This is a genomic window from Mycolicibacterium iranicum (genome assembly GCF_014190915.1).
GTDB lineage: Bacteria > Actinomycetota > Actinomycetes > Mycobacteriales > Mycobacteriaceae > Mycobacterium > Mycobacterium iranicum_B.
In genome coordinates, this window is record NZ_JACHVU010000006.1 from 192583 (window position 1) to 218074 (window position 25492).

Sequence of the window (25492 nt, forward strand, 5' to 3'; positions counted from 1 at the left end):
GTCAGGCGGGCCCAGTCGACCCAGTCCCCGAGGAGCATCAGACGATGACGACAGCCGAAGTCAGCGACGAGGATTTCCAGGCGATCCTGGCTCAGACCCGACAGTTCGTCCGCACCGCCGTCGTCCCCCGCGAGCAGGAGATCCTTGCGTCGGACCGCGTGCCCGATGATCTGCGCGACCAGGCAAAAGCCATGGGGCTCTTCGGTTATGCGATCCCACAGGAGTGGGGCGGCCTCGGTCTGAACCTCGCCCAGGACGTCGAGCTGGCCATGGAACTCGGCTACACATCCCTTGCCCTGCGGTCGATGTTCGGCACCAACAACGGCATCGCCGGCCAGGTCCTCGTCGGTTACGGCACCGACGAACAGAAGAAGACCTGGCTGGAGCGGATCGCCTCGGGCGAGGTCGTCGCCTCGTTCGCCCTCACCGAGCCCGGCGCGGGCTCCAACCCCGCGGGGCTGCGGACGAAGGCGGTGCGTGACGGCTCGCAGGACGGCGCCGACTGGATCATCAACGGCCAGAAGCAGTACATCACCAACGCTCCCGATGCCGACCTGTTCGTCACCTTCGCCCGGAGCCGCCCCGCCGACGAGCAGGGCGCCGGCATCGCCGTCTTCCTCATCCCCGCCGACACCCCGGGGGTCGAGGTCGGCGCCAAGGACAAGAAGATGGGCCAGGAAGGGGCGTGGACCGCTGACGTCAGCTTCACCGACGTGCGGGTTCCGCACAGCGCACTGGTCGGGGGTGCGGAGGACATCGGCTACCGGGCGGCGATGGTGTCGCTGGCGCGCGGACGGGTGCACATCGCCGCGCTGGCGGTCGGGACAGCGCAACGGGCACTGGACGAATCGGTGGCCTACGCTGCCACCGCGACCCAGGGCGGGACGCCGATCGGCGAATTCCAGCTGGTGCAGGCCATGCTGGCCGACCAGCAGACCGGGGTGCTCGCCGGACGGGCGCTCGTCCGGGACACCGCACAGCAGTGGATCACCGAGCAGGACCGCAGAATCGCGCCGTCCGCGGCGAAGCTGTTCTGCACCGAGATGGCCGGCAAGGTCGCCGATCTGGCGGTTCAGGTCCACGGCGGAAGCGGTTACATGCGGGAAGTGCCCGTCGAGCGGATCTATCGCGACGTCCGGCTGCTGCGGCTCTACGAGGGAACCAGCGAGATCCAGAGGCTGATCGTCGGTGGCGGCCTCGTCAAGGCCTACGCGAAAGCCAACCGGTGACCGGCCGACTGCAGGGCCGGGTCGCGTTCATCACCGGGGCTGCACGAGGGCAGGGCCGGGCGCACGCTGTGCGGATGGCCCGCGAAGGCGCCGACATCATCGCCGTCGACATCGCCGGCCCTCTACCGCCCTGCGTGCCCTACCTTCACGCCACACCCGCCGATCTCGACGAGACGGTCGCCCTCGTCGAGGCGACGGGCCGCCGCATCCTCGCCTCGGTGGTCGACGTCCGCGACGGCGACGCGCTGCGCGAGACCGTGCATGCCGGGGTCGCCGAGCTGGGCAGACTGGACGTGATCGTCGCCAACGCCGGCGTGACAGCCCCGCAGGCCTGGGACGACATCAGCGCCGAGGACTTCCGCGACGTGATGGACATCAATGTGACGGGGACGTGGAACACCGTCATGGCGGGCGCACAGAAGATCATCGACGGCGGCCGCGGTGGATCCATCGTGCTGATCAGCTCGGCGGCCGGAATCAAGTTGCAGCCGTTCATGATCCACTACACCGCCAGCAAGCATGCGGTGACGGGCATGGCGCGTGCTTTCGCCGCCGAACTCGGCAGGCATTCGATCCGGGTCAACAGCGTGCACCCCGGTCCGGTCCTCACCGACATGGGCACCGGCGACATGGTGACCGCGCTGGGCAAGGCGATGGAGACCAATCCCCAGTTGTCCAACATGATGACGCCGTTCCTGCCGACGTGGGCGGTCGAGCCCGAGGACATCGCCGACGCCGTGTGCTGGCTGGCGAGCGACGAGTCGAAGTTCGTGACCGCGGGCGCGATCTCGGTCGACCAGGGTTCGACCCACTACTGACCGGGCAGCACCCGGTTCAGGAAGGCGATCTGGTCGGTGACGGTCTTGTCGAACCAGTCGTTGCCGGGCCACACGTCGAAGTGGTCGCAGGGATAGTGATGCACCTGGGCCCGGCCGTGCGCGGCCGTGGCCGCCGCGGAGTCCGCGGGCACGTACTGGTCGAAATCGGCGATCTGAACCAACAGCGGACACCGAAGTTTTCTGGCCGCCGCGTCGGTGCGGATCCCCACCACCTCTAGCCCGATCGAACTGTCGATCTCGTTGCGCCAGGTGGGGCCGGCGATCGCCGTGTAGCTCTCGTACGCGCCGTCCAGAGCCAGTGCCCCGGGCTCACCGACCGGCGCCACCAGCGGCATCATCGTGGGAGATCCCCCGCACCGCAGGCTGATTCGGCTCTTGACACCGGCCAGAGTCCACCGCAGTGAGGTACCGACCCGGCGCGACGACGCGGCCGCGCGGCTGACCGCGAGCCCACTGGTCAGCGGCGTCAGCGAGATGACTGCGCCGATGTCGGCACGTTCGGCCGCCACCCGCAGGACGTGGCCGCCGGAGAACGACGCCCCCCACAGGGCGATCCGGCTCGGATCCACACCGTCGAGCTTCTTGGCCGCCTCGACGGCGGCGTGGTAGTCGTCGAGCTGGCGGCGGACCGACAGCGATTGGCGCGGTGTGCCGCCGGAGGCGCCGAAACCACGGTAGTCGAAAGCGAAGACGTCGAATCCGGCGGCGGCCAGCCTGCGCGCGAACGGCTCGAGGCCCGAGTCCTTGGTGCCGCCGAAGCCGTGCGCCATGACCACCACCGGACGCCGCGGTGCTTCGGCAGCGAAATGCCATGCGCTGCAGACATCGTCGCCGCTGGCGAAATGGACCTCGGTGTACGTCATCGCACCGCCCCCGCGGTGCGCTCCGCCCTCGCGAGGCCCGCCGGTATCTCACGCCGGCGAAGATCGTGTTCGTAGATGAAGTAATCGACCTGCTGGGTGTGCCGGGGACGGTCGGTGCAGTGTCCGGCGTGCAACTGCTGGTCGGCATCGATGGTGCGCTCCATCTCGGCGACCGACGGCAACGCGTAGCGACCGATCGCGTAGGCCGCCAGGAGCCGGGCCTGGCTCTCCACGAAAGGGAACAGCGTCGGAACCGCCTGCGCGAAGCCCATGAACGCCAGACCGTCGATGCCGGGCAGGAACATCCGCTTGTAGAGCCGGATCGCGTTGCCCGGCGCGCTGATGAAGTCCGGATCGAAGAACGGGAACGTGATGTTGTATCCGGTGGCGTAGATGATGACGTCGAACTCGGCGCTGGTGCCGTCGACGAAATGGACGGTGTGTCCGTCCAGGCGGGCCACATTCGGCTTCGGCGTCACGTCACCGGAGCCCAGGCGCAACGGCAGTTCGACCGACTGCGTCGGGTGCGCCTCGAACAGTTTGTGATCGGCGGGCGGCAGACCGTACATCGTCGGGTCGGTGCCGAGCATCGGTGCGATGAACTGAACGGCCTTGCGTTGCCACGAGAGTGGCAGGTACGGCGAGGTCCGGAACAGAGTGTCACCGGGACGGCCCGCGATGTACTTCGGCACGATCCAGGCCGAGGACCGCGTCGACAGGGTCACCTGGTTGCGCAGCGCCTTCGAGGACAACTCGACGGTGATGTCGGCGGCACTGTTGCCGATCCCGACGACGAGGATGCGCTTGCCGCTCAGCGCGAGCGGGGTCGCAGGGTCGATATAGGTGTGCGAATGGATCGACTCACCGGCGAACTCCCCGGGGAAGTCCGGAAGGCGCGGATCCCAGTGATGTCCGTTGGCGACCACCAGGAGATCGAACCGGCGTTCGGCGCCGGCCTGATCGATGATGCGCCAGCCGCCGTCCTGCGTTCTGGCCACGTGCACGACGCCGTTGCCGAACTCGATGTGCTCCAGCAGACCGAAGGCGGCCGCGTAGTCGTCGAGGTAGGCCTTGACCTCCGAATGGTGCGGGAACGACGGGTACTGCTCGGGCATCGGAAAGTCCTTGAACGACAGCCGATGCTTCGAGGTGTCGATGTGCAGCGATCGGTACGCACTGCTGCGCCCGTTCGGGTTACCGAACGCCCAGTTCCCGCCGATGCGATCCGATGCCTCGAAAGTGGTGTACCGAATGCCGTAGTCCTTGAGCATCTTGCCCGCGGTCAGTCCGCTGATACCCGCACCGATCACCGCGACATGCGGGTCCGCTCTGTCCACCGTCGCTCCTCACGCGCAGGCCATGCCACTTTTTGACGTACGTCAGTTTTCCCTGACGTTTGTCTATCACGAGGCTCGGCGCGGCGCGGTGAAGTCAGCCGATAAAGCGCACGATCGATTCGGCGACCGCCGCCGGCTTGTCGGAGTCCTCGATCTCGACCGTCGTGCTGAGCGTCGCCTGGACCGCGTTGTCGAGCTGGGCCACCGTGGAGATCTCGGCGCGGGCACGCAGCTTGGTTCCGACGCGGACCGGTGTGATGAATCGAACCTTGTTGTAGCCGTAGTTGATCGCCATCGCCACGTTGTCGACGGTGTAGAGCTGATGGGTGAAGTACGGCAACAGGGACAGCGTCAGCAGGCCGTGCGCGATCGGTCCACCGAACGGCCCGTCTGCCGCGCGCGCAGGATCGACGTGAATCCATTGGTGGTCCTCGGTCGCATCGGCGAAGAGGTTCACACGATCCTGGGTGATCTCCAACCACTCGGTGGGGCCCAGTTGGGTGCCTTCGGCCGCGACGAACTCTGCGAGATTGTTGAACTTCTTCACGCCGTTTCTCCTTTGAAAGCCGCTCCACGGTGTCGAAACCGCGGCGAGTCCCACGGAACCGACGAGCACTCACTGTGCCATATCCCGGCAACGGCGTTCGGGCACGGAGAGGCGCGACGGGTCCCTGGGGAGTGCCGCCCGAAAGTCCACACCCGGGCCACACCCGGGTCTTTGCGTCAACTCTTTCGGCAGCCCGTCGCATTAGCGGCCGCACAATCCGATCGGGTACCGGCGATTACCGCAATTCCAGCGTGCATCCCCGACATCCACGGACTGGTCAGCAAATCTGTTTGCCAAACTTTCGACGCCGCGGTCAAATTCTCCGGCGTTCGCTGCCAAAACACGGCGCGTTTATCGGTTACCCGGCAGTAACCATTTCGAGGGCCGCATTCGACTCGCCGAAATACCGATCTTCGGGTCGGCGCGCCCCCGTCCGGTGCACTTTTCGCGAATAACGCAGTGTCCCTTGACCGACGTAGTCGCCGGGGTCGGTTTTGTTCGCTATCTGGTCCGAAGGGGCATTTGACCTGCATTGACGGGATATCGATAGATAGCCCCTCTATTGTCTTCGCGCGGGAAGCGTCTGCACCGAATGAGGACAAGCCGAAGAAATGGCCGCTTCCGGAGCTCGATAAGTGGTATCTCAGGGCGTTGTCGCGAGATACTTTACGCGCGTGCAGATAACGGCACACATCCCCCACGAAGTGCGGCCAATACAACGGCTGCCCAGAAGAATGGACCGAAAATGACCCTTCCCGAGTTTCGCTCCTCCACCCCCGATTTCACCTCCCTGGCGACCACCCCGAGCTACTGGGATGCCGCGACCGAATGCACCGTCGTGTACGCGTCTCCGACTGTCGAGCGCGACCTTTGGAAGGATTACGTCAGCGGCGCGTGCGAGAGCTACCAGAAGCACGGCGTGGCTGCCGCTCTCGACATGGACGCCCTGCGACGGGGTCACGACACCGTGCTGTTCGCCGCCTGCGTGAACACCTCGGGACGGGTGGTCGCAGGCCTGCGCGCCCGGGGACCCTACGGGTCTGCGGACGAATGCCATGCCGTCCGGGAATGGGACGGCCAGGTCGGTCAGGATGCGGTCCACAAGATGGTCGCCGACCGCATCCCGTTCGGTGTCGCCGAGATGAAGACCGCGTGGGTCACCGATGATCCCGCCGAGAGCCGCCGCCTCACCACGGCGATCGCCCGCACTCCCCTGCACGCGATGACCCTGCTCGACATCCAGTTCATCGTCGCCACCGCGGCGTCCTACGTGCTGAAGCGCTGGCTGTCCTCGGGCGGCGTGCTGGCCTCGAAGATCCCGGCGACTCCGTACCCAGACGCACGCTACGACACCAAGCTCGCGTGGTGGGACCGGGTGAACTTCGCCAAGCATGCTGAGCCTGCCCAGGTTTCGGCCTTCTATGCCGAGCAGCGCCAGATGGCGGTCACAATAGGAGCCGTGAGCACCCCCGCCGCGTCCCACGCAAGCACTCGATGACCGAAGCCGACACCCCGGACGATCCTCACCGCCCTGTGGTCCTCGACCTCTCGGACCCGGCCGACGAAAAGTTGCTCGCCGCGCTACATGCGGATGCGGCAATCGAATTCGTGGACCGGACCGTGGGTGACAGCAACGCAGCCGAACCGTTTCGGCCCCGGCCCGGGGGCGACCCCGGAGCCGAGGCCGGGCGGTGGGTGTACTACCCGTGGCGGCGAGCCGTGATCCGGGTGTCGGGTCCGCGCGAGTTCCGGTCGACCCGCCTGGACCGCAACCGCTACCTCATCACCGACGACGAACTCGCGAAACTCTCGACCCTGCGGGTCGGTGTCGTCGGGCTCAGCGTCGGCCACTCGATCGCCTACGCGCTGGCTGCCGAAGGACTGTGCGGTGCACTGCGGCTGTCCGACTTCGACGTGCTCGACGTCACCAACCTCAACCGGGTTCCGGCCTCGGTGTTCGACATCGGGGTGAACAAGGCCGTCGCGTGCGCACGACGGATCGCCGAGCTGGATCCGTACTTCCCGGTGGAGGTGATGCCCTCTGGCGTCACACCCGACTCGATCGACGAGTTCCTCGACGGTCTCGACATCGTGGTCGAGGAGTGCGATTCGCTCGACGTGAAGCTGCTGATCCGCGACGCGGCCCGCAGCAGGCGGTTGCCGACGTTGATGGCGACCAGCAGTGGTGGGCTGCTCGACGTCGAGCGCTTCGACCAGGAGCCCGGCCGACCCGTGTTCCACGGTCTGCTGGGCGACGTGGACGCCGCCCAGCTGGCCCGTCTCAGCTCGAAGGAAAAGGTGCCCCACGTGTTGCGGGTGATCGACGCCGCGGTGCTGCGCCCGCGGATGCAGGCCTCGCTGCTGGAGGTGGGCAAGACGTTGTCGACCTGGCCGCAGTTGTCCTCCGAGGTGGCCGTCGGCGCCGCCTCGGTCGCGGAAGCCGTGCGACGCATCGGGCTTGGCGAGAACCTGCCCTCGGGCCGGGTCCGGGTCGACATCCCTTCGATGCTCGACGACATCGCCGACCCTGCCGACGACGGCGGCGACCGCGCGCGACGGGCAGGTCCACCGCCGGATGCCCACCCGGAACTCGACCGGGCCGCCACCTCTGATGCCCTGGCGGCCATCGCCGAGGCTGCAGCGCGTGCGCCGTCGGGCGGGAACTCTCAACCGTGGCGACTGATTCCCGGCGACGACAGCGTCATGATCCGCCTCGATCCCGAACTCACCTCGTCCATGGACATCGGCTATCGGGGCAGCGCCGTCGCGATCGGGGCCGCGACCTTCAATGCCCGGGTGGCCGCGGCCGCACACGATCTGACGGCGGCCGTCGAGTGTCGGCGCGGCGAGGGGCCGTTCCCGATCACGGCGGTGGTGCGTGTCACCCCGGGTGCCGATCCGGCACTGGCCCGTCGCCATGACGCGATGATGCGGCGCGAGACGAACCGGCACGCGGGCACCGCCGCGGAGATCGCTGCCGATGTGGTCGCGTCGCTGACCCGCAGCGTCGAGGACGAGGGCGCGCGGCTGCGGCTGATCACCGCCGGCAGCGACATCGCCGACATCGCGTCGGTGCTCGCGGAGGCCGATCGCATCAGGTACCTCACCCCGGTACTGCACACGGAGATGATCAGCGAGCTCCGCTGGCCCGGAGACCCGCTTGCCGACACCGGGATCGACGTCCGGAGCCTCGAACTCGACGACGCCGACATGGCGTTCCTGGAAATTCTTCGCAACGGGCAGGTGATGACCCATCTCGCGTCGTGGGATGCGGGGTCGGCGCTGGGCGACGCGACGAACTCGGCCGTCGCCGCCGCGTCCGCCGTCGCCGTCGTATCCGTTCGGGGCGCCACGCTCTGTGACTACGTCCGGGGAGGCGCGGCGATGGAGTCGCTGTGGATCGACGCGCAGGAACACGGGCTGGCCGTGCAGCCCATTTCACCTGCTTTCCTGTACGCCCGAGACCGCGGTGAGCTCGACGCGCTCTCACCGGCGTACTCCCAGCGCCTCGCCGACCTGCAATACTCTCTCGAAACGTCTCTCGACATCGAACCGGATGAGTCGTTGGTCCTGATTCTCAGGCTCAGCTACGCACCACGGCCTTCGGTGCCGAGCAGACGCCGACAGATGTCCGGTCGCACGACCCGCTCGAATTGCGGGCCGACCTGAACCAGATACGGAGGTCCGTGTCCAAAAGCCTGGACCTCGTGGTCACTTCGGTGGCGACCCACCTGATGGGTGTCGAGGCAGCAACGTGGGTCGGGATCAGTCAGCAGGTCCTGGCCGAACTCGTCGAGCATTTCCATGTCGACGTCAGCTTCCTGCGCCGCAATGACCACGCGATCCGGGCCTCGGTTCTGGTCGCGGAATGGCCGGTGCGCCCGGGCATACCGGATCCCGATCCGCTGGGGGTCGTGTACTTCGCCGACGCCGATCCTGTCTTCGCTCTCGCCGAGCACCAGAAAGAACCCGTCATCTTCCGTCCCGAACCCGCGACCGACGAGTACCAGCAGAAGATCAACGAGAGCAGGCAGATTCCGCAGACCTCGATGGCGTGCGTTCCGCTGCTGTCCGGCGACCTCACCACCGGGGTGATCGGATTCGTCAAGTTCGGCGACCGCGACTGGACCGACGAGGAGCAGAACGCGCTCAAGGCGATCGCGTCGCTGTTCGCGCAGGCCCAGGCGCGGGTGCAGGCCGAGGAACAACTGCGATATCTCGCCGAGCACGACGACCTGACGGGCCTGTACAACCGCCGGGCCCTGCTCGCGCATCTGGACGAGCGATTGGCCGAGGGGCAGCCCGGGCCGGTGTCGGCGCTGTTCTTCGATCTCGACCGGCTCAAGGCCATCAACGACTACCTCGGGCACACCGCGGGTGACTGGTTCATCCGGGTCCTGGCCGAACGGCTGCGCAGCGGCGCCGAACTGCCCAATGTGATCGCCCGGCTCGGCGGCGACGAGTTCGTCGTCGTGCCCACCGCGCCGATGGATGTCGAGGAAGCCGAGGCACTCGCCTACCAGCTGCAATCGACTCTGCGCGAACGCGTCTCCATCGACGGCGAGATGCTCACCCGCACCGTCAGCATCGGCGTCGCGCTCGGGTTTCCCGGGAAGGACACCACCTCGGACCTGCTCCGGCGCGCCGATCAGGCTGTGCTGGCGGCGAAGAACTCCGGGGGCAACAAGGTCGCCGTCTTCACCGACGACATGTCTCGGCAGAACGATTTCAACAACGACATCGAACTGCACCTGCAGAACGTCATCGAAAACGGTGCGCTGCTGCTGCACTACCTGCCCGAGATCGACATGCGGACCGGCGACATCCTGGCCGCGGAGGCACTGGTCCGATGGCAGCATCCCACCCGGGGCCTGCTCTCGCCGGAATCGTTCATCGGTGTCGCCGAATCGATCAACATGGCGGGCGAATTGGGCCGCTGGGTGATGCGTCAGGCTTGTTCCGACTTCGCCAGGTGGCGCTCGCAGGGCATCGGCAGGGACGCCATCATGCGCATCAACGTCTCTCCCGTGCAGTTGGTGACCGACGGCTTCGTCGAGACCGTCGCGGCCATCATGGACGAGTACGGTCTCGACCAAGGCTCCGTGTGCCTGGAGATCACCGAGAGCGTGGTGGTGCAGGACATCGAGACCACCCGGGTCACCCTCAACGGCCTCAAGGAGGCCGGGGTGCGGATCGCCATCGACGACTTCGGCACCGGCTACAGCGCGCTGTCGCACCTGAAGTCACTGCCGGTCGACACGCTCAAGATCGATCGCGGCTTCGTGCGCGAATTGGGTTCGGACCCGGGTGATCTCGCGATCGTCCGAGCGATCATCGCCCTCGCCGAAGCTTTCGGGCTGGAGCTGGTGGCCGAAGGAGTCGAGACCGATGCGGCCGCGTTGACACTCCTGCGGCACGGATGCCATCGGGCGCAGGGATTCCTGCTGTCGCGCCCCATCGCCGGCGCTGCGATGGAATCACTGTTCGCACAGGGACGTATCCCCGTGAGCTTCACCAGGTCGTGACGGTGCGGGAAGCCGTTGCCGGATCAGCGGTTGCCGGATCGTCGGTGTCGGCCTGATTCCGTTGACCGTCGGGGTTCGCGGTCACGAGCTCCACGCGTCCGAAACGGCTGGCCGCCTTGCCCACCAGCGCGACCCGCAGGTCGCCGTCGGCCGCCTGGCGTCCATCGCCGGCGTCGCGAGGGGGGTTCGCCGGGGCACCGTCGGGAGCACTGTCGGGGGCGGTGGTGTCACGGCAGATCAGGACCCCGTGGCGTGCCCGGACAGCCATGGGTCCGCTGTCGGTGGAGAACACGGCGCCCACGACCACACCCTCCTCGAAGACCAGGCGGTCGAATCCTGACACCGGATACGGGGTGATGTCGCGTTCCAGCGCTGCGTCGGCCAGCCAGTCGCGGACCGAACTCAGTGACGGCCGTGCATCCGAGGGCAACGAACCGAATTCGGCGACGGTGAACAGTTCCCCCTCCCCGCGGTCGACCAGCGTGGAGGTCCAGTCGGTCACCTGGGTGTAGAGGTAGCCCGAGGGCGACGGAATGCAGCGGGCGGCCCAGTCCCGCAGCCGCCAACCCTCGAAGGGCGGAATCGGCCGTCGTCGGGGACGGATCGGCTCTCCTTCGGGGCGGACGGGCACGTCGGCCTCACGCCGCACCAGCCCCGCGACGTCGATGTCGTCGGTCAACCGGGCGAGATAGCCATCGGTCAATTCGTCGCCGGTCGGGACGAACCACGATGTGTGAGTGGCCATCTCGGTAGATCGTGCGACGGCGGGAAGACCCGCGAGGAAGACCTCGCCGTCCGCGTCGACGGTCGAGATCGCGGTCGCGAACCCCGCCGCGGCACTGTCGGTGCACACGACGTCGACTTCGTCGTCCCAGTCGGGTTCACAGAGCACGATGTACTGCCTCGCATCGAATCGGATCGGCCGGAGTCGGAGCTTCTCGGCCGCTAAAGGCTATGGCATGCGGGAACGGGATCAAAACACGGCGTACGCAGGCACGTGACACGGCCGGCGTTCGCTGGTGACAGTGCCGTCCGGCACACCCAGGCTGGCGTCCACTTAACTAACTAGGTTTACTGTGTGTCTGACGCCCGTCGTAAGGAGACAGTGATGGACCTGGAGTGGTCGGCGACCGACCTTGAGTTCCGCGATGAGGTGCGGGCATTCCTCGACGACAGACTGACCCCGGAACTGCGGCGCGCAGGTCGCCTCATGACCAGCGTGTACGCCGACCACGAGGCGAGCATGCGGTGGCAGCAGATCCTGCACGAGCGGGGCTGGGCGGCTCCGGCGTGGCCGGTCGCCCACGGGGGCTGCGACTGGAGCCTGACGCAGCACTACATCTTCAGCCGCGAATCGACCCTGGCCGGAGCGCCGTCTCTGTCTCCGATGGGCATCAGGATGGTGGCCCACGCGATCATCAAGTTCGGCAGCGACGAGCAGAAGAACTACTTCCTACCCCGGATACTCACCGGCGAGGTCTTCTTCTGCCAGGGCTACTCCGAGCCGGAGGCCGGTTCCGATCTGGCCGCGTTGTCGATGGCCGCCCGCGACGACGCCGATCACCTCGTCTGCACCGGCAGCAAGATCTGGACCACGCACGCCCAGGAAGCCAACTGGATGTTCGCCCTGGTGCGCACCACCCGGTCGGAAAAGAAGCAGCGCGGGATCACCTTCGTCCTCATCGACATGTCCTCGCCGGGCATCGAGATCCGCCCGCTGGTCATGACCTCCGGCGAGGAGGTGCAGAACCAGGTCTTCTTCGACGACGTGCGCGTCCCCAAGACCAATGTGATCGGTGAGATCGACGACGGCTGGACCGTCGCCAAGTACCTCCTCGAGTTCGAACGCGGCGGCGGCTCGTCCGCGCCGGCACTGCAGGTGATGGCCGAAGAGATCGCCACCGTCGCCGCCGGCCAACCCGGCCCGAACGGTGGAGGGCTCCTCGACGATCCCGCGTTCGCCCGCAAGCTCGCCGATGCACGCATCCGCACCGACGTGCTGGAGATCCTCGAATACCAGGTCCTCGCCGTCGTCGCGCAGGGGGGCAACCCCGGCGCGAAATCCTCCATGCTCAAGGTGCTGGGCACCGAGTTGAGCCAGACGATCACCGAACTGGCGATGGAGGCCGCCGGACCGCGGGGCCGGGTGTACCAGCCGCATGCGACGTGCCCGGGGGGCCCGATCGCCGATTTCGAACCGCCCGCAGGGGAGTACGTGAGCGGCGAACCGTGGCAGGCGGTCGCACCGCTGCGGTACTTCAACGACCGAGCCGGATCGATCTACGCCGGCAGCAACGAAATTCAGCGCAACATCCTCGCCAAAGCTGCATTGGGGCTCTAGATGGACTTCACACTCAACGACGAACAAGAGCTGCTGCGCGGGGGGCTCACCAGGTTCCTCGCCACCCGCTACGACCTCGAGAAGAGTCGCGCCGCAGCCAAATCGGGTCCCGGATGGCAGCCCGACATCTGGCGCGCCTTCGCCGAGGAGCTCGGCATCCTGGGTGCGGCACTGCCCGAGGAGAGCGGCGGCATCGGCGGCGGCCCCGTGGAGATGATGCTGATCGCCGAGGCGCTGGGACATGCCCTGGTGATCGAGCCTTACGTGGACACCGCCGTGGTCGCGGCGGGGCTGCTGCGGCGTGGAGGCGGCGACGTCGCCGCCGCGCTCCTGGAACAGATCGTGGCGGGGACCGCCATCGTCTCGCTGGCTGCCACAGAGCCGACATCGGGCGAGTTCTGGCAGGACGTGCGCACCACCGCGACCCGTGACGGCGACACCTGGGTGCTGTCCGGTGAGAAGATCGTGTCGGCCGGCACCCCGCTGGCCGGCCACGTACTCGTCACCGCACGCACGTCGGGCGAACCCGCCGGCACCGACGGCATCTCGCTGTTCCTGATCGAGATCAGCAGCGCGTCAGAGGGTTTCGAACTCCACAACTACCGCACCGTCGACGACCGGCGCGCATCGGACATCGTTCTCGACGGCCTGAGGCTGCCCGGGTCGGCGCTGATCGGCGCCGAGGGAGGCGCCTGGCCGTCGCTCGCGCAGGCCAGGGACGAAGGCGCCGCGGCGATCAGCGCCGAGGCCGTCGGCTGTATGCGCAAGGTGCTCGCCGACACCGTCGAGTACTGCAAGCAGCGTCAGCAGTTCGGCCAGCCCATCGGTAGCTTCCAGGTGCTGCAGCACCGCATGGTCGACATGTACATGGAGGTCGAACAGGCAGCCGCCGCAGTGCTTCTGGCGATCCTCAAGCTCGACGGCGAGGAGGCCGACCGCGCGAAAGCGGTGTCGGCGGCCAAGGCGACCGTGGGCCGCGCCGCGCAGTTCGTCGGCCAGCAGGCCGTCCAGCTGCACGGCGGCATGGGCATGACCGAGGAACTGGCGATCGGGCACTACTTCAAGCGGTTGACCGCGCTGCAGTTCGAGTTCGGCTCGACAGACCACCACATCGCCCGGTACGGACGCCTCACCACCGGGTGAGGGCTGTCACGTCCTCGCGACGATCACCGGTGTGCGGGCCGACTGGACCACCTGGGAGCCGACCGACCCGAGCAGCATGCCGGCGAACCCACCCCGGCCGTGGCTGCCCACCACCACCAGCTGGGCCCGCTCCCCCTCTTCCAGCAGCCGACGGGCAGGCTGGTCGCGGCAGACCACGCGCCGCACGGTGACGTCGGGGTAGCGCTCCTGCCAGCCCGCGAGCCGCTCGGCCAGGAGCATGTCCTCTTCGGGCTGAACCTCGGTCCACCCCATGTCGGGCAGTTCGTATCCGGCGTCGCTCCAGGTGTGCACGGCGACCACGTCGACGCCCCTCCGGGACGCCTCGTCGAACGCGATCGCGGTCGCGCGCTCGGAGGCGGGCGAGCCGTCGATGCCGACGACGACCGGAGCCTGCGCGGGGTGCGGGATCAGAGGATCCTCGTCGCGGATCACCGCGACGGGACAGCGGGCGTGATGCACCACGCCGGAGCTGACGGATCCGAGCAGGCGACGCTCCCACTTCCCCACCCCGCGACTACCCACCACGATCATGTCGGCGTCGTCTGACAGCTCGGCCAGCACCTGAACCGCCTGGCCGGACACGACCCGGTCCGTCACCGCCGGCAGCGGGGTATCCACGGTCGCCGCGTCGACGACAGCTCGGGCGTCTGCGAGAATCCTTGCGGCCTCCTGCTTCTCGTCCTCGTAGAAGGCGGCGGGCAGCGGCACCTGTATCCAGGACTGCACCGCGGCACTCGGTAGGACGTAGACCAGCGTCAGCGGAGCGCGGCGCATGCCCGCATCGCGGGCGGCCCAGTCGACGGCCACTCGCGAGGCAGCCGAGCCGTCCACTCCGACGACGATGCCGAGGGACTTCGATGGGGTGGACATATCGCACTCCTCACGTCGATCTGCACTATCGACGCTAGCCCCGTATCGGGACGAGAGTAAGTGGCGGCGGTCCCGTATTGCGGGGACTTAAGTCCTCTCGACGACCTCGCCGCAAGACCGGCGTGGCGCCCCGTCAGCGCACCGCGGTGGGGGCATCCGCGACCCGAACGAGGGCGACCTCGGGTCGCGACGGAACCGCCTCGGCCAGGAACCACCGGAAGGCGAGGTTGCCGCGCGGATAATCCAGTGTGGTCACAGAATTCGGGTGTTCGGTCATCCCGCGGGACACGACGACGGTGACCGATCCATCGCTGTTGGGCACCGCGGTGGAACCGTTGACCGAACTGCGCGCGTCGGAAACGCCCGGGACCGCCATGAACTGGTTCCACACCACGAGGTTCCAGAAGCGGCACCTCGGAGGCCGGTGGGTGATCACCAGGGCTTCGTCCTCGGCCAGATCGAAGCTGCCGTAGGAATAGCACGCGTCGCGGGCCGACCACCCGAAGTTCGCATCCGGCACCTGGTACGGGTCGGCGAAATCGTTGGCCGCCATCGATGTCTCGTGTCCCAGGTTGTGCAGGTCGGCGTTCTTCACCCCCACCGACAACGGCAGGATGGCGAACATGGTGCGCAGCCATGCCGCACTGGCCCGCAGCGCCGCGGCGGTCTCGGCTTCGCCGTGACGGAACGGCTCGGGGGGATCGAGAGCCTCGATCCGCCAGGTGGCCGGCCGGCCCACCAACGGATCGGCCTGGTAGTCGCGCGTCATCAACACCGCGGCGTCCGGTTCGGGCCCGAAATCGAAGGTGAAGTCCCCGTTGTCGTCGATGTCGAGATCGTCGTCGCGCAGGATCGCGACGATCCGGTCGGACCAGGCGCCGGGGGCGGGTTCGTTATAGGCGGTCACCGAGAAGTACACGCTGTCACCGCGATTCCCGCTGATGCGATAGCGACGGGCGGGGTCGACGGGGCACATGTAGTAGAGGGCGTCGGTGTTGTCCCCGCCCCACCGGCGGTCCGGCCGGAAGGGCGAATTGACCTCGAGCCAGCGGGGGCGGCTGCGGTCGGCGAACAGATAGGTGTCGAGCGCGACGCCGAGGGTCGTCGCGATCATGCGATAGCCGTCGGCGATGTGGCGGTCGTCGGTCACGGCCTTCGGACCGGTCATGAACGATTCGTCGAGGCCGCGCAAGGTGTCGAGCAACTCGCGCCATGCCGCGGTGGCCTGATGGGACCCGGTGTCGGTCATGCGCTGATTCCCTTCGTGATGAGGCGTGCGGTCTGGTCGATCCATGCGTCGTCGACGTCACCTCCGCGGGTGATCAACGCCAGCAACGTCATTCCCGCGACGGCTTCGGCGAGCTCGGCGGCGGTGACGTCCTCGCGAACCTCGCCGCGCTCGACCGCCGAGGTGAGGTAGCCGCTGAGGCCCTGTACGAGAATGTCGCCGAAGCGTTCGAGCAACGCGGTGTGCAGCGTGGGATCCGACGCCATCTCGCCGACGAGCCCGGGAAGCGCGGCGCGCGCTGCCGGGGTGCTCAGGACCGCCAGGGTGCGGCGGATCATCTCGTGCACATCACCCTGCAGCGACCCCGTCTCGGGGAGCACCATGGTGGCGTCGATCGGGAAGACCGCCTCGTGGACGAGGTGCGCCTTGCCGCGCCAGCGTCGATAGATCGCCGGCTTACTGGTCCCCGCCCGCGACGCGATCAGGTCCAGGGAAAGCTCCCCGTAGGAGCATTCGTCGAGCAGTTCGGCGGTCACCCGCAGCACCGCCTCGTCGATCGCTCTGTTTCTCGGTCGTCCTGCCTCTGTCGCCATTACGATACTGAGAGTAACATAACGCCGTGTGACGGACACCACAGACGGTCTGGTCTTCCTCGACGATCTCGCCTCGCCGCGGTACAGCCCTGAGGCGCAACAACTTCGGGCCGCGATGGCCGGCATCGCCGACGCTTGTCCACTCGACGGCGACGTGCTGCACGAGAGGGCACGCGACGCGACCGGCCTGACCGACTTCGGACCCGAGGACTACCGCGAGCGTCTCGACCGCTACCTGGCGGAGTTGCGGGACATCGACATGCACGCACCGGGTGTCGTGAACTTCCACATGCAGCTGCTGCAGTGGCTCAAGAACCGGCTGCTGCTGGCCGACCTGCTCGCCCGGCATCCCGAGATCCACGACATCGAGCTGCTGGCGCCGGTGGTGATCGCCGGCCTCCCCCGCTCCGGCACGACGCACCTGCACAATCTGCTGGCCGCGGCGAAGACCTTCCGCAGCCTGCCGTACTGGGAGAGCGTCGAGCCGTTCCCACTACCGGCCGAGGCCGGCCTCACGCCGGATCCGAGGATCGCCCGGATGGACATCGCGGTGCAGACGATGGACCTGTTGATGCCGCACTTCGCCCTCATGCACGAGATGACGACCGACCATGTGCACGAGGAGATTCAGCTGCTGGCCAACGACTTCTCGACGATGCTGATGGAGACGCTGGCCCACGTGCCGCGTTGGACCGACTACTACTGGTCGCGGGATCAGACGTCCACCTACGAGTACCTCGTCACCCAGCTGAAGGCGTTGCAGTTCCTGCGTGGGGGTGGGCGCTGGGTGCTGAAGTCCCCGCAGCACCTCGGCCAGTTGCCGGTGCTGAACCGCGTCATGCCGGAGGCCCTGGTCGTGTTCACCCATCGCGACCCGGTGCCCGTCGCACTCTCGATGATCGCCATGGTCACCTACTCCGAACGCATGCACCGCGACACCGTCGACGTCCCCACGGTCGCGGCCGCCTGGGTCGATCGCCTGGAGAAACTCCTGGGGGCATGCGTCCGCGACCGTGACCGCATTCCCGACGATCGCTCGATCGACATCCGGTTCGACGACTTCATGGGCGACGAGATGGGTGTTGCCGAATCCGTCTATCGCCTCACCGGCACCCCGTTCGACGAGGGGTCCCGCTCCTCGATCGAGGCGTACCTGCAGGGCCACCGGCGCGGACGGCACGGTCGGGTCCACACCGACGCAGAGATGTTCGGACTCGATCCTGCAGAGCTGCGTGCGCGCTTCGCGCCCTACACGACACGATTTCTCAGCTGACCCCACCCAGACGGTCCAGTTCCACCACGAGCGGACGGTGATCGGAGATCGGCAGCTCGGGCGTCTCGCAGACGCTCACCGACAGCGCCGGATCGTCGGTCAGCACGTGGTCGAGCTGTCTGGTGGGCCGCTCGGCGGGGAAGGTCGGCGCCGAGGCCAACGGGCGCAGCCTCGACCAGCGGCTCGCCGGCACCGCGGACATGTTCAGGTCGCCGGTCAGGATCCGCGGCCATGGCATCCCCCGGACGTCGCGCATCAGACGGTGCAGCTGGACGCGGTTCCAGCCGGGTACGAACGACAGATGGGTGTTGACCACGGTGAGGGCGCCCAGTGGCGTGTCGAACTGACCGACGACGGCGGCCCGGGGCTCTTCATGGACCACGATGACCTTGCCGGGCTCTCGCAGATAGAGCGGGAAGCGGAACGGAATCCGCGGCAACCGCAAGACCTGCCAGTTCAGCGCGGGATAGCGCGAGAGCAGCGCAACGCCATAACCGGCGGTGCCGGGCTGTTCCTCACCCGTGGCCGCCATCCACGTCGCGCCCGGCGTTCCGGCGATCGCGGCCACGAACCGGTGGCTGCGGGCCCCCATCGCCTCGGCCGCCAGCGCGGTCAGATCGGCCAGTCCGGACCTCGCCTGGATCGAGTCCACCTCCTGCAGTGCCAGGATGTCGGCGTCCAACCTGGAGATACAGTCGGCAAAACGGTCCAGGTCAACTCCGTCGCCGGGTGTTCGCCCGTGCAGGATGTTGAAGGTCACCAGCTTCATGGGTATGCAACTACCCACCCTGCGACAGGAACCAACGGTGGTACGGATGTCCCATGACGATCTGCGCGAGGCGCTGAAGCGCGCCGCGTCGGCGCTCAAAGCCGACGGTCCGCCGTTTGCGCTGGCCGGAAGCTATGCCCTGTGGGTGCACGGCGGCCCCGAACCCGACCACGATGTCGACTTCGTGGTCTCCGAGGACGACACCGAGGCCGCCGCAGCCACACTGTCGAAGGCAGGATTCGACATCCGCAGGCCGCCGGAGGAATGGCTGTTCAAAGCGGCCCTGGCCGTCGACGGCCCGGTGCTGGTGGACGTGCTGCACCAGATCAACCGGGTGCCCGTGGATGCGGCGCTGCTGGGCCGTGCCGTCGAGCAGGACGTGCTGGCCCTGTCCATCCCGGTGCTGTCGGCGACCGAGGTGATGACGCAGAAGCTGCGCGCACTCCACGAACACCACTGCGATTTCGCCAAGCTGCTGCCCGCGGTGCGCGCCGTTCGCGAACAGCTCGACTGGCCGCAGATGCGGGACCTGACCTCACACAATCCGTTCGCCACCGCGTTCCTGTCCCTATGTGACAGCCTGGGGATCTCCGACGGGCCTCAAACCGCCTGACAGGCAACCCGTTTGGAGCTCGAGCGCACGGGCTGGGCAGCGCCCTGACGCACATGCCGTCCGGTGGCGACCACCGACATCAGTTCCCGCATACCGCAATTGCGGGCGTGCGGGGTCGCGACGTGGATGCCCAACTGATAATTTACGGATGCTTCCGCTCGTGTAACACCCGGCCTGTCGGGTTCGGGCGGGTCGAGCGCTCAAGCCGGAAAGGGCAATGTGGACGAGGTACTGGCGCGCGCAGCCATTTTCCAGGGAGTCGACCAAGCTGCCGTCGCCGCCCTGTGCAGCCAGCTGCAGCAGGTCTCGTTTCGTCGGGGTCACAAGATCTTCATCGAAGGCGAGCTGGGCGACCGGCTGTACATCATCACGTCGGGGACGGTGAAGGTCGGATGCACCTCGCCGGACGGACGCGAGAGCCTGTTGACCCTGATGGGGCCGGCCGACATGTTCGGTGAGCTGGCGATCTTCGATCCGGGGCCTCGGACGTCCACCGTGACCGCGCTGTCGCCGGTGCACGCCGTCTCGATGGATCGTGATGCCCTGCGGTTCTGGATCGCCGAACGCCCGGAGATCGCCGAACAGCTGCTGCGCGTCCTGGCGCGCCGGTTGCGCCGGACGAACGACACGTTGAGCGATTTGATCTTCACCGACGTCCCCGGCCGTGTGGCCAAGCAACTGCTGGACCTGGCGCGCCGATTCGGCACTCAGCAGGGCAAGTCGCTGAGGGTCGACCACGGCCTCACCCAGGAGGAGATCGCACAACTCGCCGGGTCGTCCCGCGAGACGATCAACAAGGCGCTCTCGGAATTCACGCAGCGAGGCTGGATCGAGCCCCTGGGCAAGACGATCCTCATCCACGATCCCGCTCAACTGGCCCGTCGCGCCCGTCGCTGACTTCGCCGTCCCGCGGGCCGCGGACGCAGCCTCTCGCGCCCGGTCGCACCCGAGGTCGGAGGTAGGTCCACGACGTCCCGCCGGGGCCCGGTCGGGCGCGCGAACCCCGTGGAGTCCGCATATTGACGAGCGGTTGCTAATTCGCCTGTGCGGCAGGGTGTTTGCTGCCGCGGTTCGGGGGACGTGATCTGCGCCACGTTGCCGAGAGGTAGCCGCCCCGGCGCGAGACCCCTTGGTTACAGTTCGCCTCAGTCGATCGTCGGCGCAGAACTCGGCACACCGTCTGCGGGTGCACCGCTGGGCCGAACGCGCGCAAAACCCTTCTGACAGTTATTTTTTGCCGGTTAGCTGAACACCAAGGTAGGTCTTGTCGCCCAGGGAACCCACAGCTACCGTGCAGGCAGCCTCCGGGCTTGCCACCCCGTCTTTCACTCCAGGAGTTACCGTGCAACTGGCCATCAGTGCCGAGTCGGACCGCGTCTTCGCGTCCGAGCTGTCGTCCCGTCAACCGCGCCCCAATAAGTTGCTCGGCGCCGCTGTGGCAATCGCCGGCGCGTCCGTTATCGCCATCAACCCGGTGGCCCCCGCCCTGCCTGCGGCGGTGCAGGACCGCGCGGTCGAGTTGTCCGCATGGGTCGACCCGGTGGGCGTCTGGAGTGACACGCTCACCACGACGGTGCAGAACATCGGGAGCCGCGGTGGCGCCCTTCTGACCGAAGGTCTTCCCGCGACGTGGGAGATCATCAGCAATTCCTCGCTGTACAGCGAGATCGCCGCGGCCGTCTTCAATCCTGCGCCCGGGCTCGAACGGTTCTTCGCCAACCTGTCGACGTACGCGGCGACGCTCCAGTCGGGTATCGAAGGCTCCAGCGCTGGCTACTCGGAGCACCTGACGGAACTGCCCGCCGCGCTGGAGGCTGCCTGGGAACTGGTGCAGCAGGGCCAGTTCACCCGGGCGTTCGCGACCATCACGAGCTGGAGCATCTTCGGCCTGGGTGAGTTCGGCTGGCCCCTGGAGCCCGCGTTCAAGATCCCCGGGGAGATCGCGCGCGACTTCGGCCTGACCGCGGTGGGCGCTGTGCCCGATGCCGTCTTCGTCGGCAACAGCGCGACGACCGGATACGCGTACTCGCTGCTGAGCCCGCCGATCACGGCGATCTACCAGCTGACCGACATCCTGAACGTGGTGTCGGCGTCGATCTACGACGGCGATTGGGAGACGGCGATCAGCGAGGTCGTCAACGCACCGGCCAAGGTTCTCAACGCCTTCCTCAACGGGTACCAGCCGACCGTGGCCGCCGAATGGGAGGTCTTCCCGGGTGTCTTCAGCGAGGGCGGTCCCGTCGACGCGTTCTTCGTGCAGTTGCCCAAGGCCATCGCCGCGGCGCTGGCGGGACTCTCCCCAGAGGCCGAGGCGGCGGACAGCGCCGAAACCGAACTGGCACAGGTGTCTTCGACCGAGCTCGCTGACAAGAGCGACCTGGTGACCCTCGACGTCAGCACCACCGCCGAAGGCACCGAGACACCGGCCGACGCATCGGGCGCCGCCGAGTCCACGGAACCGGAGCCGACCGGTGAGGCATTGCCGACGGACGCTGACGCCGAAGAGGATCCGACCGTCGCGCCGGAGCCCACGACCGAGGAAGAACCGGCGGAGGAATCAACGGAGGACGAGGAGTCCGAGGACGCTGCCACCGATCCTGCCGAAGCCGTCGACACGTCCGACGACGACGGCGCGGCGGTCGACGCCGGCGACACCGCGTCGGAGACCGACAGCAGCGCGGCTGCCACCGACAGCGGCACGTCCGGAGGCAGCGGTTCGTCCGGAGGCAGCGGTTCGTCCGACAGCGACGCCTGACAACCCGTGAGCACGCGAACGGCCCCCTCCGCTGGAGGGGGCCGTTCCCGCTCGAGACGGGCCCGACTTGTCGGACATCGAATGTATGTTCGAAGTATGCCGGATGACACGCTGCAGACCGCGGTGGCGGCCCTGCGCGCTGCCTTCGACGAGGTGGCCGGTTGCGACGTCGAGTTGCTCACGCGCTCGGAACTCGTTGCCGCCCTTGATGATCTCGAAACCCTGCGGTGCCTGCTGCCCACCATGAACCACCGCCTACTGGCCCGCTTGCAGGCTGAGGCGACGCCGCAGGAGATGGGCGCGAAGTCGTGGAGAGAGGTGCTCTCGACCCGCTGGCGGATCTCGGGCGCCGAGGCCAATCGACGGCTGAACGACGCTGCCCTGCTGGCGCCACGTCAGTCGCTGACGGGGCCGCCACTGCCGCCGGTACTCCCGGCCACAGCCGCCGCGCTATCCCGCGGGCTCATCAACGGCGAGCACGTCGAGGTCATCCGTAAGGCCATCGATCGACTGCCCGGTTTCGTCGATGCGACCACCCGTGATCAGTTCGAGGTCGACCTCGTCCGCACCGCGGTCGGTGTGGGTCCCAAAGAACTCAAGGACGCTGCCGACCTGACACTGTTCCTGCTCGACCAGGACGGCCCCGAGCCCGATGACACCGAACGCGTTCGCAAGCGCGGGGTTTCGAAGGGCAAGCAGCGCCCTGACGCGATGACCGATCTCACTGCGACACTGACGCCGGAGGCGTGGGCAGTGTGGGAGGCCATCTTCGCGAAGTATGCGGCGCCAGGCATGTGCAATCCCGACGATCCCGAACCGTGTACGTCGGGCACGCCGTCACAGGCCCAGATCGACAACGACCACCGCAGCCTCGCCCAGCGACAGCACGACGCGCTGGTCGCGGTCGGGCGTATCGCCCTGATGAGCGGCGAACTCGGGCACCACAACGGACTACCGGTCTCTGTCATCATCCGTACCACCCTGCAGGACCTGGAGTCTCGGGCCGGGATCGGCACCACCGGCGGCGGCACGGTCATACCGATCGCGGACGTGATCCGAATGGGTGGCCATGCCAACCACTACCTGGCCGTGTTCGACGGCGCGACAGGATCGGCGCTGAATCTGTTCCGCAGCAGGCGCATCGCATCCCCGGCCCAGCGGGTCATGCTGATCGCGCGGGACGGCGGCTGCACCAAGCCCTGCTGCAACGTCGGCGCCTACGGCTCGCAGGTGCACCATGTCGTGGCCGACTGGGCTCAGGGCGGCAACACCAATGTCGACGAACTCGGCCTCGCCTGCGGACCCGACAACCGCGGCGTCAAGGGCGGCAGCTGGACGACCCGGATGAACGACCGCTGCGAGGTCGAATGGATCCCGCCGCCCCCACTCGATACCGGACAGGCACGGCTCAACTACCACCACCGACCCGAGCGGCTTCTGCGTCCGCCCGAGCCAAATACGCCGAACAGCAACCCTATTGCTGATTCGACCGAGCAGACTGCCGGCAATGCCCAGCAAGAAGAACCACCGCGACCAGACGTCGTCGACGAACCCGGTGGACCTGCGCCTCCGGAAGATCGCGTGGCATGAGAGCGACGTGCCGCAGTTGAGGTCAGCCGTAGGCGGGATAGCGCCCCTCCCACACGGCGAGCTGCTCGCTGCGATGATCGCGGGCGATCCCGGTCTCGGGGCCGAGCAGCAGGGTGGATCCCGCGGCGCCGACGTAACGTTCCCACGGCTCTCCCCCGCGAATGAACTCGAGCCACAACTCCTGTACGGCGTCGGACATGCGGCGTGCCGCGTCATCGTCACCGGCGAGCACGGGCGCGGCGGCCAGGTTGCCGAAGAGTAGGGGCAGGCACGAATCGTGGCATGCCCCCAATCCGGCTCGCGGCGAGGGCCATTGCAGTTCGTAGCGGAACACCGCGTTGCCGCGCTCGGCGTGGGCGCGGACGAACTGCTCGGTCGGTGCGGTGAAGTGGTAGTCGGTGACCATCGCGCCGGCGGCCTCGCGCAACGTGTCGTGGCCGGAACGGTAGTTCGCCACCACGACGTCGGGGTCGTGCGCGTCCCCGGCCAGCGCACGTGCCCTGTCGCGCACGTATTGCTCGGTGAAGACCTCCTCGTCCAGCGCCGCGTCGAAGATCCGCCATTCGTCGCGAGTCGTGCCGGCGAGGATCGGGATCGTCGGCATGTCCGACGTCCTCGCGGCCACCAGCGGATGCTCGGAGATGACGTCGCCGTCGATGCAGGGATGAAAGGGACCCTGCGGCGGCACGAACCCGGTGTCGATGGTGCGTTGCGCAGCAAGGATGTCCATGACGCCCGGTTCTTCGGACCGCTGGAGCGCGGCGAGCTGCTCGGCGACGCCGGCGGCGGCCTCAGCCGAGCGAATACGCTCCAAGCCGCCACTCTGCAGGATCGCACGGTCGAACAGGTCGCACCCTCCCGCGAGCAGAACCGCTATCGCGACCGCGCCGGAGGACTGGCCTGCCACCGTGACCGCGCCCGAATCGCCTCCGAACGCCGCGATCTGCTCCCGCACCCACTGCAGTGCGTGCCTCTGGTCGCGCACGGCAAGGTTGGTGGAGTCCGGGCCGTGCCAGTCGGGCGCGTACAGCGAACCCAGCACGCCGAGCCGGAAGTTCAGGGTCACCACGACGATGTCGCCGCGCCGGGCGAGTCGCGCGCCGTCGAGCAGCGGAGCGGATCCATGGCCCTGCGCCTGTCCGCCGCCGTGCAGGAAGACCAACACGGGCCGGCGCTGGTCGTCGGCCGCGGGCGTCCAGATGTTGAGCGTGAGACAGTCCTCGCTCATCGTGAGACCGCGCTTGGCCAGCCGCTGTGGCGAGATGTCCTGCGGCGCAATGGGCCCGAACGCGGTCGCGTCACGCACGCCGTCCCAGCCCGACACGGGTTGCGGCGGTCGCCATCGACGCTCGCCCGTCGGCGGCGCAGCATACGGCACACCGCGAAAGACGACGACGCCGTCGAGGACTTCGCCGCGTAGCGCTCCGTACGACGTGTGGGCGACCGCGGTCACGGGCGCTCGGTCAGTGGATAAGCCTGAGCCATCTCGCCGCTGAGCACCCGGGTCAAGAAGTCGCGGCCTTTGAAGCTCACCACTTCGACGCGAAGTCCGCTGCGGGGGTCGCGCAGGAAAGCCACGCCGGAACCCGTGCGCTCCAGGTCCCATCCGTCGTCCTGCAGTCGCGCGGCGTCGTCGCGCCAGCGCTGTGCGAAGTAGCCGACGTGGTGCATGCCGCCGAGCTGCGGTTCGGCGAAGATCGAATCCGCGACGGCGACGACCTCGATCAGCTCGAGGTACGGCGGGCCGGACGTGGAGAATGCGATGCGCACGGTCTGGTCGTCGGACGACCCGTCCGGACGGGTGAAGCCGCTGCGCATCTCGAACGGCGGGGCCCATTCGATCTGCAACGCGGCACTCAGACTGTGCATGGCAGGCAACAGGTCTGGCACAAGGTGGCCCACGTGGTAGACGTTGTCGAACGCCGACGCGGCGAGCGTCTCGAGTCTCGGGTCCAT

22 protein-coding genes are annotated in these 25492 nt (G+C 67.7%); 12 read left to right on the forward strand and 10 right to left on the reverse strand.

Annotated features, from left to right (window positions below; genetic code table 11):
- Window positions 1-44: 44 nt before the first annotated feature.
- Together FHR72_RS15385 and FHR72_RS15390 are read left to right on the forward strand one after the other, a co-directional pair.
- On the forward strand, window positions 45-1229 hold the full coding sequence (locus FHR72_RS15385; RefSeq protein WP_183469496.1) for an acyl-CoA dehydrogenase family protein: 1185 nt from the start codon (window positions 45-47) through the stop codon (window positions 1227-1229).
- Window positions 1226-2047: a mycofactocin-coupled SDR family oxidoreductase gene (locus tag FHR72_RS15390; RefSeq protein WP_183469498.1), complete on the forward strand. Its 822-nt coding sequence runs from the start codon at window positions 1226-1228 to the stop codon at window positions 2045-2047. The genes FHR72_RS15385 and FHR72_RS15390 overlap by 4 nt, the downstream gene beginning before the upstream one ends.
- Here FHR72_RS15390 and FHR72_RS15395 read toward each other — a convergent pair.
- The 3 genes from FHR72_RS15395 to FHR72_RS15405 form a co-directional block, all read right to left on the reverse strand.
- Complete coding sequence (locus tag FHR72_RS15395) at window positions 2041-2931, reverse strand: alpha/beta hydrolase (RefSeq protein ID WP_183469500.1); 891 nt, start codon at window positions 2929-2931, stop codon at window positions 2041-2043. The genes FHR72_RS15390 and FHR72_RS15395 overlap by 7 nt on opposite strands.
- Window positions 2928-4268 (reverse strand): flavin-containing monooxygenase, encoded by a 1341-nt coding sequence (locus tag FHR72_RS15400; protein WP_183469503.1) that lies wholly within the window; start codon window positions 4266-4268, stop codon window positions 2928-2930. The genes FHR72_RS15395 and FHR72_RS15400 overlap by 4 nt, the downstream gene beginning before the upstream one ends.
- Window positions 4269-4362: 94 nt before the next feature.
- A complete protein-coding gene (locus FHR72_RS15405; protein WP_183469505.1) occupies window positions 4363-4815 on the reverse strand; it encodes a MaoC family dehydratase in 453 nt (150 codons plus the stop codon).
- Between the two features lie 745 nt (window positions 4816-5560).
- On the opposite strand from FHR72_RS15405, the gene FHR72_RS15410 reads away from it, so the two are divergent.
- Genes FHR72_RS15410 through FHR72_RS15420 form a run of 3 tightly spaced genes read left to right on the forward strand, consistent with a single transcriptional unit; the run spans window position 5561 to window position 10340 of the window.
- On the forward strand, window positions 5561-6313 hold the full coding sequence (locus tag FHR72_RS15410) for a hypothetical protein (RefSeq protein WP_183469507.1): 753 nt from the start codon (window positions 5561-5563) through the stop codon (window positions 6311-6313).
- Window positions 6310-8484 (forward strand): Rv1355c family protein, encoded by a 2175-nt coding sequence (locus FHR72_RS15415; protein WP_183469509.1) that lies wholly within the window; start codon window positions 6310-6312, stop codon window positions 8482-8484. Before FHR72_RS15410 ends, FHR72_RS15415 begins: the two co-directional genes overlap by 4 nt.
- Before the next feature lie 17 nt (window positions 8485-8501).
- Entirely contained in the window at window positions 8502-10340 is a 1839-nt protein-coding gene (locus FHR72_RS15420) for a putative bifunctional diguanylate cyclase/phosphodiesterase (protein ID WP_183469511.1), read from the forward strand.
- On the opposite strand, the gene FHR72_RS15425 is transcribed toward FHR72_RS15420, so the two are convergent.
- Window positions 10327-11232: a hypothetical protein gene (locus FHR72_RS15425; RefSeq protein WP_183469514.1), complete on the reverse strand. Its 906-nt coding sequence runs from the start codon at window positions 11230-11232 to the stop codon at window positions 10327-10329. The two genes, FHR72_RS15420 and FHR72_RS15425, sit on opposite strands and share 14 nt — an antisense overlap.
- Before the next feature lie 216 nt (window positions 11233-11448).
- On the opposite strand from FHR72_RS15425, the gene FHR72_RS15430 reads away from it, so the two are divergent.
- A complete protein-coding gene (locus FHR72_RS15430; RefSeq protein WP_183469516.1) occupies window positions 11449-12681 on the forward strand; it encodes an acyl-CoA dehydrogenase family protein in 1233 nt (410 codons plus the stop codon).
- Window positions 12682-13824, forward strand: a complete 1143-nt coding sequence (locus FHR72_RS15435; RefSeq protein WP_183469518.1) for an acyl-CoA dehydrogenase family protein — start codon at window positions 12682-12684, stop codon at window positions 13822-13824.
- A 6-nt stretch (window positions 13825-13830) separates the two neighbouring features.
- Here the strand turns inward: FHR72_RS15435 and FHR72_RS15440 are convergent, their stop codons facing one another.
- From FHR72_RS15440 to FHR72_RS15450, 3 genes are all read right to left on the reverse strand, one after another.
- Complete coding sequence (locus FHR72_RS15440; protein WP_183469520.1) at window positions 13831-14715, reverse strand: universal stress protein; 885 nt, start codon at window positions 14713-14715, stop codon at window positions 13831-13833.
- Between the two features lie 133 nt (window positions 14716-14848).
- Entirely contained in the window at window positions 14849-15964 is a 1116-nt protein-coding gene (locus FHR72_RS15445) for a DUF1214 domain-containing protein (RefSeq protein WP_183469522.1), read from the reverse strand.
- Window positions 15961-16536 carry a TetR/AcrR family transcriptional regulator gene (locus FHR72_RS15450; RefSeq protein WP_183469524.1) on the reverse strand — a complete coding sequence of 192 codons (576 nt, stop codon included), beginning with the start codon at window positions 16534-16536 and terminating at the stop codon, window positions 15961-15963. Before FHR72_RS15450 ends, FHR72_RS15445 begins: the two co-directional genes overlap by 4 nt.
- Before the next feature lie 28 nt (window positions 16537-16564).
- Here FHR72_RS15450 and FHR72_RS15455 point away from each other — a divergent pair, with 28 nt between their 5' ends.
- Window positions 16565-17809: a sulfotransferase family protein gene (locus FHR72_RS15455; protein ID WP_183469526.1), complete on the forward strand. Its 1245-nt coding sequence runs from the start codon at window positions 16565-16567 to the stop codon at window positions 17807-17809.
- Here the strand turns inward: FHR72_RS15455 and FHR72_RS15460 are convergent.
- Window positions 17802-18578, reverse strand: coding sequence for an endonuclease/exonuclease/phosphatase family protein (locus tag FHR72_RS15460; RefSeq protein WP_183469528.1), 777 nt, complete (start codon window positions 18576-18578; stop codon window positions 17802-17804). The two genes, FHR72_RS15455 and FHR72_RS15460, sit on opposite strands and share 8 nt — an antisense overlap.
- Before the next feature lie 46 nt (window positions 18579-18624).
- On the opposite strand from FHR72_RS15460, the gene FHR72_RS15465 reads away from it, so the two are divergent.
- From FHR72_RS15465 to FHR72_RS15480, 4 genes are all read left to right on the forward strand, one after another.
- A complete protein-coding gene (locus FHR72_RS15465; RefSeq protein ID WP_183469530.1) occupies window positions 18625-19191 on the forward strand; it encodes a hypothetical protein in 567 nt (188 codons plus the stop codon).
- A 219-nt stretch (window positions 19192-19410) separates the two neighbouring features.
- The gene (locus FHR72_RS15470; protein ID WP_183469532.1) at window positions 19411-20088 is read left to right on the forward strand and encodes a Crp/Fnr family transcriptional regulator; all 678 of its coding nucleotides are present in this window, start codon (window positions 19411-19413) and stop codon (window positions 20086-20088) included.
- 445 nt (window positions 20089-20533) lie between these two features.
- A complete protein-coding gene (locus FHR72_RS15475) occupies window positions 20534-21946 on the forward strand; it encodes a hypothetical protein (RefSeq protein WP_183469534.1) in 1413 nt (470 codons plus the stop codon).
- An 81-nt stretch (window positions 21947-22027) separates the two neighbouring features.
- The gene (locus FHR72_RS15480) at window positions 22028-23536 is read left to right on the forward strand and encodes an HNH endonuclease signature motif containing protein (RefSeq protein WP_183469536.1); all 1509 of its coding nucleotides are present in this window, start codon (window positions 22028-22030) and stop codon (window positions 23534-23536) included.
- Window positions 23537-23558: 22 nt separating this feature from the next.
- On the opposite strand, the gene FHR72_RS15485 is transcribed toward FHR72_RS15480, so the two are convergent.
- Entirely contained in the window at window positions 23559-24989 is a 1431-nt protein-coding gene (locus tag FHR72_RS15485; protein ID WP_183469538.1) for a carboxylesterase/lipase family protein, read from the reverse strand.
- Window positions 24986-25492, reverse strand: a complete 507-nt coding sequence (locus tag FHR72_RS15490; protein WP_183469540.1) for a VOC family protein — start codon at window positions 25490-25492, stop codon at window positions 24986-24988. Before FHR72_RS15490 ends, FHR72_RS15485 begins: the two co-directional genes overlap by 4 nt.

Coding starts and splice junctions, on each gene's coding strand:
- FHR72_RS15440 (WP_183469520.1), bottom strand. CDS start 14,715: ATGTCCACCCCATCGAAGTCCCTCGGCATCGTCGTCGGAGTGGACGGC.
- FHR72_RS15430 (WP_183469516.1), top strand. CDS start 11,449: ATGGACCTGGAGTGGTCGGCGACCGACCTTGAGTTCCGCGATGAGGTG.
- FHR72_RS15410 (WP_183469507.1), top strand. CDS start 5,561: ATGACCCTTCCCGAGTTTCGCTCCTCCACCCCCGATTTCACCTCCCTG.
- FHR72_RS15445 (WP_183469522.1), bottom strand. CDS start 15,964: ATGACCGACACCGGGTCCCATCAGGCCACCGCGGCATGGCGCGAGTTG.
- FHR72_RS15480 (WP_183469536.1), top strand. CDS start 22,028: ATGTATGTTCGAAGTATGCCGGATGACACGCTGCAGACCGCGGTGGCG.
- FHR72_RS15465 (WP_183469530.1), top strand. CDS start 18,625: ATGTCCCATGACGATCTGCGCGAGGCGCTGAAGCGCGCCGCGTCGGCG.
- FHR72_RS15395 (WP_183469500.1), bottom strand. CDS start 2,931: ATGACGTACACCGAGGTCCATTTCGCCAGCGGCGACGATGTCTGCAGC.
- FHR72_RS15460 (WP_183469528.1), bottom strand. CDS start 18,578: ATGAAGCTGGTGACCTTCAACATCCTGCACGGGCGAACACCCGGCGAC.
- FHR72_RS15490 (WP_183469540.1), bottom strand. CDS start 25,492: ATGGACCCGAGACTCGAGACGCTCGCCGCGTCGGCGTTCGACAACGTC.
- FHR72_RS15450 (WP_183469524.1), bottom strand. CDS start 16,536: ATGGCGACAGAGGCAGGACGACCGAGAAACAGAGCGATCGACGAGGCG.
- FHR72_RS15385 (WP_183469496.1), top strand. CDS start 45: ATGACGACAGCCGAAGTCAGCGACGAGGATTTCCAGGCGATCCTGGCT.
- FHR72_RS15435 (WP_183469518.1), top strand. CDS start 12,682: ATGGACTTCACACTCAACGACGAACAAGAGCTGCTGCGCGGGGGGCTC.
- FHR72_RS15415 (WP_183469509.1), top strand. CDS start 6,310: ATGACCGAAGCCGACACCCCGGACGATCCTCACCGCCCTGTGGTCCTC.